This window comes from Streptomyces sp. NPDC004111 (genome assembly GCF_042874215.1).
GTDB lineage: Bacteria > Actinomycetota > Actinomycetes > Streptomycetales > Streptomycetaceae > Streptomyces.
The window spans coordinates 34812-48800 of sequence record NZ_JBIAMU010000006.1 but is presented as its reverse complement, the minus strand read 5'-3'; the positions used below and the strand labels follow the sequence as shown (position 1 = coordinate 48800).

The window sequence follows — 13989 nt, the reverse complement described above, 5'->3', positions numbered from 1 at the left end:
ACTCCCAGCTCACTTCCTGGCGAGCTCCGCACGCCCCAACGACTCGCCGGCAACGGGCCGCCACATCCTCGCCGCACCCCAGGCCACCATCCCGACCACAGCAGTCAGGGCCCCGCCCACCGCAAAGGACATCCGCGGGGCCCTCTCCAGCAGAGCGGGCAGCACCAGCATGCTGCTCATGCTCGCCACATGGATCTTGACCGAGTCGACGGAGAAGAGCCGCAGCCGCTCCGGGCCTGGCAGATTGCCGATTTCCGCGTTCAGGCTGATCGAGGTCAGTGGCACGAGGGCGCTGGCAACCGATGCAATGACCGCCACCTCGCCCAGTGTCGAGGAGAACGCGAACGCGGCCAGCAGCACACCTCGCGCCGCCCACACCAAGCAATAGCCACTGGGGAAGCGGCCTGGCAAGGCAACCTGCCCGGTCAGCAAGTTCCCTGCCACCGCCCCAATGCCCATGGCTGACAGCACCACCGCGTACGCCCCGGCCCCGGCATGCAACTGGCTCGTCAACCAGATCGGAATACCGATCGTCAGCACCGTGGAGAAGAACTCCCCCACCCCGCCCACCAGCAGCGCGCCCACGATCCTCGGATACGACCGCAGCACGGTCACCGCACGTGGAGCCACCTCCTCCGGCCCGCCCTTCTGCGCGTCAGGAACCCCAGAGGGTGTCAGCAACGGGGTGGCACCCCGGCCAAGCCAGCCGAAGGCGACGGCAGAGACAGCGAACGTCGCGGCATCGACGAGGAACAGCTTCTCGGCTGGCAGTACGGCCAGCAGCACCGCAGCCGTTCCCGGGCCCAAGAACCAGGTGAGCCTGTTGGAGACGTCCATCAGGCCCGTCACCTGCCGCACCTGGCCCTTGCCGACCATTTCCGGGACCAGAGCGGACAGGCTCGGCCCCGTCACCGCGTCACACGTCCCGATCAGCAAAATCACCACCAGGACACCAGTCAGGCCGATCGACTGCCACAGCCACGGCATCGCGCCGACGATGACGACCTGCACCGCCTCCACACCGGCAAGCGCACGGAACGAGGCGAAGCGTGCCACCAGCTTCCGCCCCAACGTGCCGATCAGCAGGTGCGGCACCGACTCGACCACCACGACCAGGCCCATCGCCACCGCACCGGACCGCTGCCACGCCGTCCACGCCAGAGCGAGAGTGAAGAAGCGGTCACCGAACACGGACAGCGTCTCAGCGAGCCAGAGAATCAAGACCGGCCGCTGCCGAAGCAGCCTCACGTAACTCACCCGGGCGACTGTAGAGGGGCGCCGAACCCCACGAGGCGTGTTCGCCCGCATCTCCTCCGAAGGCGTGAGGCGCCCCCGCGACTACCGGTGTGGTGGTCGCGGGGTGCCCGCCTGACCGGGCCCCCACCCGAAATCGTGCGCGGCACCGCCACGCCACTCGATCAGCGCCGAATCGCCGTCGACCAAGAACTCCGCGTCCTCCAGTCCGGACCGGCGCAGGAGTTCCACCAGCTCACGGTCACTGTAGGCAACGCCGATGATCCGCTCGCCCACCGTGACCCTGCGTCCAACTTCGCCGAGCGGTCTGCGCACGACGGTCTGTGGAGCCATGCATCCACCGTGCGTCCTGCCGGGAGTGTTCGCATCCGGTGTGTGGTGAACACGTAATGCCTGCTCCGCCCCCAGAGGGGCGGAGCAGGCAGTTGCCTCATAGCAAGGGCACTAGATGCGCCGCTGCTCGAACACCGCGAGCAGCGGCGTGAGGAACGTGCAGGCCTCGACGGGTGTGCTGTCCCCTACGACTACGAGCGCGACGCCGGCGACAAGCGCGCCGACATAGACCCAGGGACGGCCAGGGTCATCGTGGTGGTTGCAGAGCTCTGGCTGCAGGCCGTGATCGGCCATAATGGAGGTGCTCCTGTTCGTTGGATGGACCTGAGCAATCGGCTACTCACAGCGACTGGAATCCTCTGGAGTAGCCGTTATAGGCGGCTGGGACTCGGTGCGTACGCCAATACGCAACTGGTCCCAGCCGTCAGTCGTAGGTGGACACGAAGCCTCCTTCGTCAGGGCTGGCCAATCGCCGCGACCTCCGATTTTTCCGCCACACAACCTCGATAAGCAGAGATGAGCAGAGGTCGACGAGGTCTTGGCGCGGTCGTTCCGGTACCAGCACCGCAAGGGCTGGAGTCGGGGTGAAGTGGCGCCGTAGGTCGAGGAGCTCACCCACGGCGCTTCTGACCGAATCCCGTGTGGTGCTATGCCGCACCACGATCAGCCGGTTCCCGGTGACGTCCATGAGATCGATGTGCACTGCACGCGCTTCTCCAGGCAGAAGGATTTGCGAGTGGGTCGTCTTGTGTCCCCCGGCAGCCAGCCAACCTGCGTACTCGCCCGTCAGCTGCGTCTTGAGCAGACTCGGCCGTTCCCGACTGCGATTCACCGCCAGGGTCGTCCGTAGCGGTGGCCAGATGTCCTCTACCGCCTCCTTGGGCTGGAGTGCACGTGCTTCTTCGACCACTTCCGCAGGACGAAGTCGAGCAAAGCTCTGCGGTGTCAGAGGCAGTGACGGCCCTCCGGAGGCCACTTCACCCACCGGGCGCAGGCGGAAGACGATGACCCTGCGGACGTTCCCTGCCACGTCGGGAGCGTCGGTCTCGTACCAAGGATCGATGAAGTCCAGCTCGAACTCTCCCAGGTACCGGTGCACTCCCTTGTGAACCTTGTGGAAGACGTGCAGGGCCCGGCCGTCGTCTCGATGCCGGAGCACGGATCGGTTGCCCTGGGCCATCGTCTGGTCGCCCTGCTGTCCTTCCCCACAGAAGTGGAAGGTGCCGTCGTCTGCCCAGCCAGTGAGATCGCCGCCTTCCGCGGTGAACAACATGATGACGTTGGCGCTCTGCGACGAGGCGATCCCTCCGTAGCGCCGTCCGCCCAAGGTCTTGTGGAGCGCCTGGCGTTCCACCTCTTCGCCAGCGATCAGGTCAAACGTGGGCACCGGGCACCTCCTCTCACCTCAACAGTACGGACAGGAAGGCCACGTGACGCGCTTCTTCCCTCAGACGGGGTTCCCGTATTAATGCTTTCTGTCGCATTTATGAGTTCGTATTTAAACTCAAAGAACTCATTCAACCCATCAGGTCGTTACCCTTTCGTGATTTAGCATCCAAGGCTCCGCCGCCGATCGCCGCAACCCCGCCCCTCCGAACCCCCTAGGCTGACTATCCGGGTGCGGGGCTGGAGTTCCGTTGCCCACGTCCCGTATCCCGGCCTCGCTGGCAGACCTCGCGGTCCCCGTGGCCGATCTGGTCCACTTCCACCGCAACCCGCGCACGGGTGACCTCGGCGCGATCTCCGAGAGCCTGTCGGCGAACGGGCAGTACCGGCCCATCGTCGTCAACAAGGGCACCCTGACCGGCCGGGCGAACGAGGTCCTGGCGGGCAACCACACGCTGAAGGCGGCCCGGCACCTGGGCTGGGAGCAGATCGCCGTCACCTGGCTCGACGTGGACGACGACGCGGCAGCGAAGATCGTCATCGTCGACAACCGCACCAACGACCTCGCCGGGTACGACAGCGTCCTCCTCGCGGAAGTCCTGTCCGAACTCCCGGACCTGGAGGGCACCGGCTACGACCAGGGGCAGCTGGACGACCTCCTCGACACCACTGTCCTCCCCGCCCCGATCGAGCTGCCCACCGACGGCGCGGGAACCGGGGCCGCCGCCACGGTGGACTACCTCCAGTGGGGGTACATGCAGTGGTCTTCCACCCGTGTACGGATCACTCAGGCCGAAGTCGAACTTCTCGATGCCCTCTACCAACGGTTCGTCGCCGACCAGGACTCGGATCTCGGGTTCGGGTGGCACGTCCTCAACGAGGAGCACCACGCCTCTGAGGGGGGTGTGGCATGACCCGCAGTCTCGACGTCCGGTTCGATCCGGCCTACCCGCTGGCGAAGCTCCGCCCGGCCGATTACAACCCGCGGCGCCTCTCCCCCGAGTCGTTCGTCCGCCTCCAGGGTTCGCTGGGCCGCCACGGTGTGGTCAAGCCCGTCATTCTCAACGCCGACGGCACTCTGGTCGCCGGTCACCAGAGAACCAAGGGGCTCAAGGCGATCGGGCAGGAGACGACTCCGGCGATGATCCTGCCGCAGAAGGTCCGCCTCCAGGACGAGATCAAGTTCAACCTCCTGCACAACCGGGTCGAGACCGAGTCGTCTCTCGTGTACGCGGAGCCGGGGCCGATCGGCCAGTGGTGCTGGATTCCCTGGCAGTCCATCGAAGTCGCCGAGTCGAAGAACGTCCCGTTCCAGCAGGCGATCGCGTTCATGACCGCCGCCCACGGGGCGTGGGGGTCGGTGGTCATCGACGACCAGGGGCGTGTGGTCCTGAACGCCGAGTACGCGGCCGTCGCCAAGACCCAGAGGTTCGACGTCCTCGCCTGGACGTGCGCCTCCTCCGACGCCGGAGAATTGGTCCAGGACCTCACCGGCGAATACGGCGTGTACGACTGGAGCGGTCTGGAGGAGCAGGCCCCGGTGTGGAACCAGCACATCGTGCAGCCGAACCGGCTGCGTGAGCACTCGTCGAAGGCGAAGGCCGACCAGGTCCGCTACAAGTCCGAGGTGTGGGAGCGGCTGGTGCTGCCGAGGGTCACCACGTCAACGCGGGTGGTGGACTTCGGTGCCGGCCACGGCGACTACGCCCGGCATCTGCGTGGCAAGGGCTACAAGGTTCAGGACTACGAGCCGTACCGCACTCTGAAGGGCAAGTACTCCCTCGACATCCGCACGATCGTCGGCCAGATCCGCGGCATCGAACGGGAGCTGCGCGAGCGGGGCCTGTACGAGGTCGTTGTTCTGGACTCCGTCATCAACGCCACCACGTCGCTGAATTACCAGCACTGGGTGCTCCTCACCGTGAATGCGCTGTGCGCGGCCGACGGGCAGGTGTGCATCGGTACCCGCAACCTGGAAAGGGAGCTGGCGTACGAGAACTCCGAGCACTCCATCAGCCGCGACTCGACCCGCCTGAACTTTCTCGACAGCGAGAACGTTGACATGCGGTTCGTGAAGGGGAAGTGGCAGCGCATCCGCTACCACACCCCTGAATCGCTGCGCGGTCTGCTGCTCCGCTACTTCGAGGATGTGCAGCTCAGCGACACGTCCCGGGCCACGGTGAAGGCCGTCTGCCGCAAGCCTCGCGCCTTTCCCGTCGAGGAATACGAAGAGGCATTCCACAATGAATTCAATATGCCATACCCCAACGATTACCGACACGACAAACATGAAGGAATTGTCGCAATTCTGATAGAATTGATCAAGGATAGGAATAGCAAATTGGAGGAATGAAAGAAATGAATTCGGGGGCGAACCGGGAACCGGTTCGCATTGAGATAGAAGCGCAGGACACCTACCGCATCATGTGGCTGGCCGGTGTCCGCGAAGTCGACCTCACCCAGCACTGCCTGAAGGCGTTCGCCGAGTGCGACCGCCACGACGTCACCCACCGCCGACGCACCCAGACTCTGCTGCTGCCGACAGACAACCCGCCTGCCGCCTGGTACCTGTGCGCACTGCCCATCCCCTGGGACTGGGGCCGCAATGCGCACCTCGCGTTCGAGCACGCACCCGGCGAAACCTGGCAGGGTGACGCAACCGTCCCTGGGCTGAAGGTCAAGCTGACAAACGCCCGCCCGATCACCGGGTGGGGCGAACAGAGCATCCCCCTGGATGCCCCCCTGAGATCCGGGCGCCGCTACCGGACCTGCCGGAACTGGCAGTTCGCGTGGTGGCTCAAGATGCACCGGCGCATACCCGATGCCGCACCACGTCCGGCAGCAGCCCCACCAGAGAGCCGTGGTGAGCAACTGACCTTCTGAGCTGGCCGCCCACTACCGAACTCCTAGCCCCATCAATCCTCTTGTGAACTCTGTCGACGGCCCGGTAACCTCTCCGGGCCGTCGAACATGCCACGGCGAACAACGGACACGAGCCCCACACGGGCTTCAGGAGGCACACATGAGGGAGCGGGAGAGACCCCGCCCCTGACTCGCAACAAGCGGGCCAGGGGGTGCGGTCATCGACCCGGCTGCTGTCGCCAGATGCGACGGCGCCACCTGAGGGAGAGCTATGCCTTCAGGCGGTTAGCCAGGTCATTCACCCGACCCCTTAGGAATCCGCCTTGTTTGACCGCATCATCGACGTCCTGTCCCAGGGACGCGCTCTGCGCACTCTCGTCGACTTCCTGACGACCGTCGTCCGCCTCATTCCGGCTCTGTTCGCCGTGATCGCCTTCGCTCCCGCGTTCATCGTCTTTCCCTTCGTGGCCGCCGGTCCGCGCCGCCACATCCTCGACCTCGTGGACCGCCTCACGAACTGGACGCAGGACACCCGCTTCTAGCCCTCCGCTGCCTGCCCCGCGCCCCGTCGGCGCGGGGCAGGGCTCACCACGCCCCATCTCGTCTTCACCTGTCTTCGCTACAGGATCATGGAGGGGTGGCGTGGGGCCCGGGAGTTGTTCATGGGCCGCCCCAACCGGGCGATCAGGGCTGCGATCACCCAGCGCCGTGCGGACGCCATCGATCTCAAGCTCGCCGGCGTCGACTGGCTGACGATCGCCCGCAAGCTTGCCGCCGACCCGTCGGTGAACACCGACGGTGTGGCGTACCCGCAGGGGTACGGCATCGACAAGTACAAGCGCGGCCAGGAACCCCCCACAGACAAGCGCCTGATCGAGCTCGCGTGCAAGGACGTCTCCAAGGCCCTGTTGGAGCGCACCACCGTCCTTGACGGGAACAGTGACGAGCTGCGGCAGCTCATGGTGGAGCGCCTGGAGCGGCTGTTCTTCACCGTGTACCGGGCGGCGATCCGCTCCGGCGACTACCAGGCCGTTGACCGTGCGGTACGGATCATCGAGCGCAGCAGCCGCCTCCTGGGCCTCGACCGGCCCGTCCGTACCGAACTGTCCGGCCCCGAGGGCGGTGCGGTGCAGGTCGAGACGGCAGGTCTGGCGGAGCTGGAACGGCTGATCGCGCTCGCCGGAACCGCCGACGGCGGGGATGCCGAAGGCTGACGAGGCTGCGGTCCTCGCCCTGTACCGGTCGCTTCCCGCGCACCAACGCCGTGAGATAGCCGCAGCCTCCACCCCACAGCTCCGTGCCCAGCTCGTCCGCATCGAACGCAAGCTGGCGATGGACCGCTCCCCCGGGTCGATGGCGTCCGTCCTCACGGACGGGCGGGAGATGCAGGCCCCGCACCTGGCGAAGATCGACGCCGCGTTCGAGCGGGTCGCCGCCGGAAAGCCGACGAAGCTCCTGCTGACGATGCCCCCGCGGCACGGCAAGAGCCGCAGGGCCGCCCGGTGGGCGCCGCTCTGGTACCTGCGGCGGCGCCCGGAGCACCGGGTGATGATCGCCTCCTACTCCTCCGACCTGGCCGACGACCACGGCCGGTGGATTCGTGACGCGATCCTCAACTACAGCCCCCAGCTCGGTATCAGCCTGCGCCCCGGCTCCTCCGCCGCGAACCGTTTCGACCTCGCCGGAACCGAGGGCGGGGCCGTCATGGCGGGTGTCGGTGGTGGCCTCACCGGCAAGGGCGCCCACCTGGCGGTGGTGGACGACCCGATCAAGGACGCGGCCGAAGCGTCCTCGCTCACCATGCGCAAACGGCTGTGGGAGTGGTGGCAGGCGGTCCTTCTCACTCGTATCGAGCCGGGCGGATCCGTCATCCTCATCCAGACCCGGTGGGACGAGGACGACCTCGCCGGCCGCGTCCTGGCGGACGAGGGCGACCGGTGGACGGTCATCGACCTGCCCGCCCTGGCGCTCGCCGAGGACGATGCCCTCGGCCGCCCGCTCGGCGAACCGTTGTGGCCCGAGCGGTACGACCTCGCAGCCCTCTCAGAGATCCGACGGTCAGTGGGCGAGCGTGTGTGGTGGTCGCTGTACATGCAGCAGCCGCGCCCGCAGGACGGCGGCGTGTGGGAATGGTCGTGGATCACCGACAACCGGATCAGCGCCGCGCAGTTCCGGGGCATCGACCTGGCGCGGATCGTGGTGGCCGTCGACCCGGCCGGAGGCGAGTCCGCCGTGGGCGACGAGACCGGCATCGTGGCTGTTGCGACCGACCGCGACGGCCACCTGTACGTCCTCGACGACCGCTCCGGAAACCGGGGCGCGGACGCCTGGGGGCGGGAGGCCTGCCTGCTGGCCATCGAGCTGCGGGCGGACGCGATCATCGTCGAGGCGAACTACGGCGGCGACATGTCCAAGCAGATCCTCCAGCAGGCGTGGCAGGAGCTTCACCGGGAGAAGCGCACGGAGAACATGCTGATGCCCGCCGTCCTTCCGGTGACGGCGAAGCACGGCAAGAGGCTGCGGGCGGAGCCGATCGCCCAGTTGTACGAGCAGGGTCGTGTGCACCATGTGGGGGAATGGCCGGTGCTGGAGCAGCAGATGGTTACGTGGGTTGCCGGTATGGACAGCCCGGACCGCATGGACGCGGCCGTGCACGGGATGACGCAGCTCGCAGACCCTCAACATGCCGGGGTTACTGCGTCGGGTTACCGGGACGGTCGGCTGCGCGGGCGCCGCTGAGGCGACGGTCGCTACGCCGATTCCCCGGTCGCGGACTCCACTGAGGAGAACAGGCGGAAGGAGTCGAAGGTACCGGACTGGATGAGCCGCTTGTAGACGAGTGAGCTGAGGGGCCCCACGAGCCAGGGCAGCTTGTCGTGGTTCCCCCGGGGTGCAGCGAGCAGATTCAGCATGTCTGTGGTGAGGGAACTGACGCGGGACAGATCGACGATCACGGTCCCCTCTGCCATCGCACCGGCCTCCAAGGCCATGGCGAACAGGTCGACGTCCTTCGCGGTCTTGAGCTCGCGCCCGAGAACGACAACGAAGCACTCACCCTTTTCCATGATCATTACTGCAGGCTCATCAAATCGCCTATTTATCGCCATGGGATGATTATCCCACCTGTTTCGGATAGGAACACCCACGGGTGAATTGCAGCGAGTGAAGCCGCCAAGATCATGATCGTTACTGGCGCCGCAAACCTGGCCCAGGTTTTGGCTGGGACCAAAACCACGCGCGTTCCGTCAGCAAGTCCCCCCAGACTTCCTAGCGACCTGGTCCGCAGGGGGCTGGGCAAGGCACAAGGGGAATCTATGTCGTTCACACGCCGCACCATGATCACGGCAGCCGCCTTCGGTGCTGCCTTCGGGCTCATGGCACCGGCCGCCCAAGCCGACACCCGTGCGGCCTGGAGCGGCTGTGCCACCGGCGAGATCTGCGTCTACCAGGAACTTAACGGGGGCGGAAAGCCGTGCCACTGGGACGGTGAAGACAACGACTGGGAGAACGGCAACATCACGTGCTCCTGGGCGGGCCCAAACATGCACGCCAAGTCGATCTGGAACCGCGGCACGGGAAGTGTCTCCGCCGTCAAGTTCTACAAGTTCGCCTATTTCAACGACTTCTACGCCTGCGCCGCAAAGGGTTTCAAGGGCAACACGGGCCCGGATGCCGGAGTCCACATTCAGTCTCACAAGTGGGCGACCAGCTGCTGACGTCCGTCGGATACAGGTCAGCGCAGGGCCGGAGCAGTTCGCTTGCTCCGGCCCCGTCACAGCGGCTGGGCCAGCATCAGTGGGTGGTCGAGCGAATCTTCCCTGGCAGGCGGGTTGCCGTGGGCCCCATCGGCGGCACGAGAAGCAGGCCGAAGCTTCTTTGGCTTCGTTGGCGTATCCGCAGCCCTCCTTGGCTATCGCCGACGGGCATCTCTCCTTACGGTCTGAGCCAGTTCTGCTGGAAGTCGTAGCAGACCAGCCCCACGGTCTCCTTCACGGCTCACTCTGCGCCGACGGCGAACGCACCGGCCACGACATCGACACGATGCGTGACCCTGACGGCGATGCAGACGTGCCGGCATGGCGGGACTACTTCGAGTGCTGCTGTGCGACGGGTGGTTCCCGTGCACCGTATAGACCGACAGTTCCAGGTTGTGCACCTGGCTGCCCCAATGGGGATACCGGACCGACTCACGCCGCAACTGCCATAGCGAAGTGTTCCAGCCGCCCGTGGCGGCGACGGTCTGCGCCGGACCTCACCCTCAGCGACGTTCGAACCGCCCGCCCGGAGGAGACACCGCTGCTGCGGGTGTGCCAAGAGCATCGAGGACCAGGCACCCGCCCTAGCAAGTCCATCACCCTGCACACCGTGGAGCGGCTTGCCGGAGACGCGCGCCTCCACGCAGTGCTCGAAGCGGCATGATCTGGCACACGGGTGGGCGCACTCCACTCAAGCCGCAGCTGCTCAGCTTCAGAACCTGCACGAACTCATCGGTGGCACTGAGTTCCAGGCCCTGTGAGCATGACGGGCGGACAGCATGGTCCAAGCGCCCTCGGGGTCGGTTCCGTTGGTTCCGTCAAGCAAATGCGGACGGATGTTGATCCGACCCGAGCGGCTGAACTCATGCACATAGCCTTGCTGCGGCCGGGATTGAGGATGATCATGTTCTCATCACTCACGGGCAGATTCAGGGGCTGTTCCTTCTGGCTGTTGCTGCGCACAATCGGGACACCGAAGCAAAGCGCGGCTAACTGCGGGCCTCTACGGTGCGGTAGGCGGGTGTCGAAGTTCCTGGCGGTAGATGGCCCAGGTTTTGGGGGTTTCGGAGACCCAGACGGCAGTCAGTTCCGGGTACTTCTCGGCCCAGTGGCTGAAGATCCACAGCGCCATGTTCTCGGCGGACGGAGAGATGTCCATGACGTCGTTGAGGTGTCGGTGGTCGACCATGTCGTCCAGCCAGGACTTGAATGCGTCGAGGTCACCGTAGTCCCTGACGAATCCCGCTTCGTTGAGGTCGTCGGGGGAAGCTGACAGTTCCATGATGACGACGTAGTTGTGGCCGTGCATGCGGGAACATTTGTGCCACGAGGGCAGCTTGTCGAGTGTGTGACTGGCCGAGAAGTGGAACTCCTTGGTGATGGTCACCATGCCCGGCATGCCCGGCCTCAGTTCCCCCGTCAGGATTGCGTCACGGCGTGTCATCAGCTCAGTTCTCCCGCCAGGTCGCCGCGGACGATGGCCCGGTTGAGCGGCACACCGTCCAGGAAGGCGCGCCGCATATCGACGTCGTCCAGACTGGCCGCCTTGCGGGCGACCTCCGCGCGGGCCCGACCCAGCAGCCCGTCCGCTTCTTGCCCCATTCGTGCTGCATGAAGGACCTGAGCCGCACGGTAGTGAACCTCTTCGGTGCGCAGAGCGGGCATGTCCCCTGTCCTGTCGAGTAGTTGGACGGCCTGGCGGGCGTGCTCGACAGCTTGCGTCAGCGCCCCCTGGCGCAGCCCGATGCGGCCGAGAAGCGAAAGCCCCGCGATCTCACTGCGGACCATGCCGGTGTCACGGGTTTCGGCAACAGTGTCACCCGCGAGGCGGTAGGCCTCTTCCAGATCCGCCGGGGCACCGGACGAGGTCTCCAGGAGCACCTGGGCGTACAGGTTGCGGACGAGCGGAACCAGGTTGAGCAGCCAGGTACGCTCCGTCTCCTGCCAGGCCTCCTGGATCAGCGTGCGTGCCTCCTGCCAGCGGCCTGGGGACGAGACGAGTGTCTGGGCGAGCAGCGCCGTGTTGTAGGCGTTCCAGCCGCTGTCGCCTCCTCGCTCCGCTTCGAACCGGCGTGCTTCGTCCAGGACCTTCTCGGCGTCCTGCAGTTGGCCGGTGCCCAGATGTACCTGTGCCAGGTAGTTCAGGGCGATGGGGAGCTCGGCGTGCAGGGGTTCCTCGCGCAGACGGTTGACACAGCGCAGCAGCCGCTCGCGCGCCCCGCCCAGCCGGCCGAGATCGAAGAAGGAGATGCCGAGCTGCATCTCGTTGAGATTGCGGGCGTGCTGGAGGACCGGGTCTCCGCTGCCGCCGAGCCGCGGCTCCGCAGCGTACAGCTGCTCCGCCTGAAGGAGACTGTCGACGCCGTCGGCGAGGCGGCGTTTGGAAGCCTGGCGCCCGTACTCGACCTTGGCGACGAACAGAGCCACCGGGTCGTCGAGTTCCTGGGCTCGGTGCACGGCCTCGCGCAGCTTGCCCAGAGCGGGCACGAGCCCCTGTGTCGCCATCAGCGTCTTGCCGCGCAGCAGAGTGGTACGCGCAATCAGCTGCGGCTCGGCGCACCGTACGGCTGCCTCTTCCGCCTCCAGGGCCAGCGCGTCGATGCGCGGGCCGCCGGCGGACGGGTGCTCCCCGCGCCACCGCACCTCGGTCAAGGACAGCAGCAGCTCGATGCACTCGACGAGCCGACGGTCACGTCCGGGGGCATCGGCACGCAGCGCGCGAGCGGCGTGGATGGCCTTCTCGCAGTGCCGTTCCGCTTCCGCGAAGGAGAGCCCTTCCACGGCTGCGGAGCGGGCCAGTTCGTAGTGCGTGCGAGCGGCGCTGGCCAGACAACCGGGCCCGCCCAGATCCAGATGGTAGGACACCTCCAGCTTGCGCCCCAGCTCCATCAAACGCCCATCGGAAGGAGTCAGCGCCACGGCGGTGCGAGCGTGACGCGAGGTACGCTGCTGCGGGGTCTGCTCCTCCTCGTACAGCACCCGCCACAACGCCTGGTGCTGGAACCGGTAGCAGTCCGAGGGCTCCTCCCGGGCCCAGCCCGGAAGGGCACAACCGGTGATGAGTCTGCGCGCGCGGGCGATCTCCCGCAGCCGCTCCATGACCTCCTCGTGCGGGCGCCCCACCACCTCGGCCAACGGCCCGGAAAGGAACTCCGGCCCCTGCACGGCGGCAGTCGCCAGAAGCGTCCGATCCTCCCGGCCCAGACGCCGCATCCTGCTGTCGACCACCCGCGAGACGCTCTCGGGCAGCACTATCCGGCTGCCGTCCTGCGGATGCCACTCCTCCAGACACAGATGCACAAAGATCGGATGCCCGGCGGTCAGCACACTCAGACGGGACGGCAGCTCCGTGGGCGCCTCCGGGTGACGGGTGCGGACGAGTTCGGCCACCGCGGCATCGGGCAGCCCACCCAGCGAGCTACGCCGTACCAGGCCCGCGTGTTCCCAGTGGCGCAGAAGTTCCTCCACACTGTCGGCGGCCTCGTCGAACGCCGGGGCGTCCCCGACGGCCTGGCTGAGCACCAAACCCAGGGGCTCGTGAGGCAGGTGCAGCAGCAGCCGGTCCAGGACGTGCAGGCTCGAAGGGTCCATGTACTGCACATCGTCGAACAGGACAATCAGCGGCGGCCCGCTTCTCACCTGGTCCAGGATCGCCTCGGCGAGCTGCGTGGCGACTCCCTGCCCGAACGGCAACAACGAATCGAAAGGGATCGACCCGGAGTCCAATGCCGCCGCGGTGGCCTTCTGCCCTATGGAGAGCGCCGGACCGAGCCCGGGCACCAGCAAGGACAGCAGCTCCGGGGCAGCACCGGACACCCCCTGCCCCGCCGCCCTGAACCTGCGCCTCCACTTTGTGGGCTGACGGAGCGCCGCGATCCCAAGCAGCACATCGCCCACCGGCCCGTAGTGCAGCCCCGGGCCGATACCCGGCAGACAACGAGTCCTGACCACCTCAACCTCGCGGCCGTCTGCCCCAGAGAACTGCGGGATACGCCGGCTGAACTCGTCCAGCAGCGAGGTCTTCCCCATCCCGGAGAGACCGTCGACGATCAGCGCGCCACCCCGCCCGTCCTGGACGTCGCGCACCATCTCGTGCAGCTGCTCAAGGTGCTTCTCTCGGTTGACGAACACTGTCGGCAAGAAATCCCCCGGGTACTCGCTGCCATGCAAGATGCCTGCTCACAGCAGTGCTGCCGTGAATGCCGTATACACCAGACCGGCATCAGTACAACACATCGCCCCCGGCGAGCACCTCTGCGCACTCACTCGCGCGTACACATTGGCGAGAAGAAGCCCACGAGCCGCAGCACGGCATGCCTGCGTGGCCACGAGGCCCTTACCGGCCCGCGCTCCGCCAGCCAAGTCCAGCTCCGCCGCGAACCCACCGCGCCCCCAGCCA

At 66.6% G+C, this 13989-nt stretch carries 14 protein-coding genes; 7 read left to right on the top strand and 7 right to left on the bottom strand.

Annotated features, from left to right (window positions below; all coding sequences use genetic code 11):
- Positions 1-9: 9 nt before the first annotated feature.
- The 4 genes from ACFYVL_RS14255 to ACFYVL_RS14240 form a co-directional block, all read right to left on the bottom strand.
- A complete protein-coding gene (locus tag ACFYVL_RS14255) occupies positions 10-1257 on the bottom strand; it encodes an MFS transporter (RefSeq protein ID WP_389244331.1) in 1248 nt (415 codons plus the stop codon).
- Positions 1258-1338: 81 nt separating this feature from the next.
- Positions 1339-1587 carry a hypothetical protein gene (locus tag ACFYVL_RS14250; protein WP_389244329.1) on the bottom strand — a complete coding sequence of 83 codons (249 nt, stop codon included), beginning with the start codon at positions 1585-1587 and terminating at the stop codon, positions 1339-1341.
- 111 nt (positions 1588-1698) lie between these two features.
- Entirely contained in the window at positions 1699-1881 is a 183-nt protein-coding gene (locus ACFYVL_RS14245; protein WP_389244327.1) for a hypothetical protein, read from the bottom strand.
- Between the two features lie 130 nt (positions 1882-2011).
- Positions 2012-2974, bottom strand: coding sequence for a restriction endonuclease (locus ACFYVL_RS14240; protein ID WP_389244325.1), 963 nt, complete (start codon positions 2972-2974; stop codon positions 2012-2014).
- A 250-nt stretch (positions 2975-3224) separates the two neighbouring features.
- Here ACFYVL_RS14240 and ACFYVL_RS14235 point away from each other — a divergent pair, with 250 nt between their 5' ends.
- The 6 genes from ACFYVL_RS14235 (at position 3225) to ACFYVL_RS14210 (ending at position 8574) form a co-directional block, all read left to right on the top strand.
- Complete coding sequence (locus ACFYVL_RS14235; protein WP_389244323.1) at positions 3225-3887, top strand: ParB N-terminal domain-containing protein; 663 nt, start codon at positions 3225-3227, stop codon at positions 3885-3887.
- Positions 3884-5326, top strand: coding sequence for a ParB N-terminal domain-containing protein (locus ACFYVL_RS14230; protein WP_389244320.1), 1443 nt, complete (start codon positions 3884-3886; stop codon positions 5324-5326). The genes ACFYVL_RS14235 and ACFYVL_RS14230 overlap by 4 nt, the downstream gene beginning before the upstream one ends.
- On the top strand, positions 5323-5856 hold the full coding sequence (locus ACFYVL_RS14225; protein ID WP_389244318.1) for a hypothetical protein: 534 nt from the start codon (positions 5323-5325) through the stop codon (positions 5854-5856). The genes ACFYVL_RS14230 and ACFYVL_RS14225 overlap by 4 nt, the downstream gene beginning before the upstream one ends.
- A 302-nt stretch (positions 5857-6158) precedes the next feature.
- Positions 6159-6377, top strand: a complete 219-nt coding sequence (locus tag ACFYVL_RS14220; protein WP_389244316.1) for a hypothetical protein — start codon at positions 6159-6161, stop codon at positions 6375-6377.
- A gap of 120 nt (positions 6378-6497) precedes the next feature.
- Positions 6498-7049, top strand: a complete 552-nt coding sequence (locus ACFYVL_RS14215) for a hypothetical protein (RefSeq protein WP_389244314.1) — start codon at positions 6498-6500, stop codon at positions 7047-7049.
- Complete coding sequence (locus tag ACFYVL_RS14210; RefSeq protein ID WP_389244312.1) at positions 7036-8574, top strand: terminase large subunit domain-containing protein; 1539 nt, start codon at positions 7036-7038, stop codon at positions 8572-8574. Before ACFYVL_RS14215 ends, ACFYVL_RS14210 begins: the two co-directional genes overlap by 14 nt.
- Before the next feature lie 11 nt (positions 8575-8585).
- On the opposite strand, the gene ACFYVL_RS14205 is transcribed toward ACFYVL_RS14210, so the two are convergent.
- Positions 8586-8900, bottom strand: coding sequence for a hypothetical protein (locus ACFYVL_RS14205; RefSeq protein ID WP_389244310.1), 315 nt, complete (start codon positions 8898-8900; stop codon positions 8586-8588).
- Between the two features lie 249 nt (positions 8901-9149).
- Here ACFYVL_RS14205 and ACFYVL_RS14200 point away from each other — a divergent pair, with 249 nt between their 5' ends.
- Complete coding sequence (locus ACFYVL_RS14200) at positions 9150-9551, top strand: peptidase inhibitor family I36 protein (RefSeq protein WP_389244308.1); 402 nt, start codon at positions 9150-9152, stop codon at positions 9549-9551.
- Positions 9552-10593: 1042 nt separating this feature from the next.
- On the opposite strand, the gene ACFYVL_RS14195 is transcribed toward ACFYVL_RS14200, so the two are convergent.
- Positions 10594-10980, bottom strand: a complete 387-nt coding sequence (locus ACFYVL_RS14195) for a 6-pyruvoyl tetrahydropterin synthase family protein (protein WP_389244817.1) — start codon at positions 10978-10980, stop codon at positions 10594-10596.
- 53 nt (positions 10981-11033) lie between these two features.
- The gene (locus tag ACFYVL_RS14190) at positions 11034-13721 is read right to left on the bottom strand and encodes an AAA family ATPase (RefSeq protein ID WP_389244306.1); all 2688 of its coding nucleotides are present in this window, start codon (positions 13719-13721) and stop codon (positions 11034-11036) included.
- Between the last annotated feature and the right edge of the window lie 268 nt (positions 13722-13989).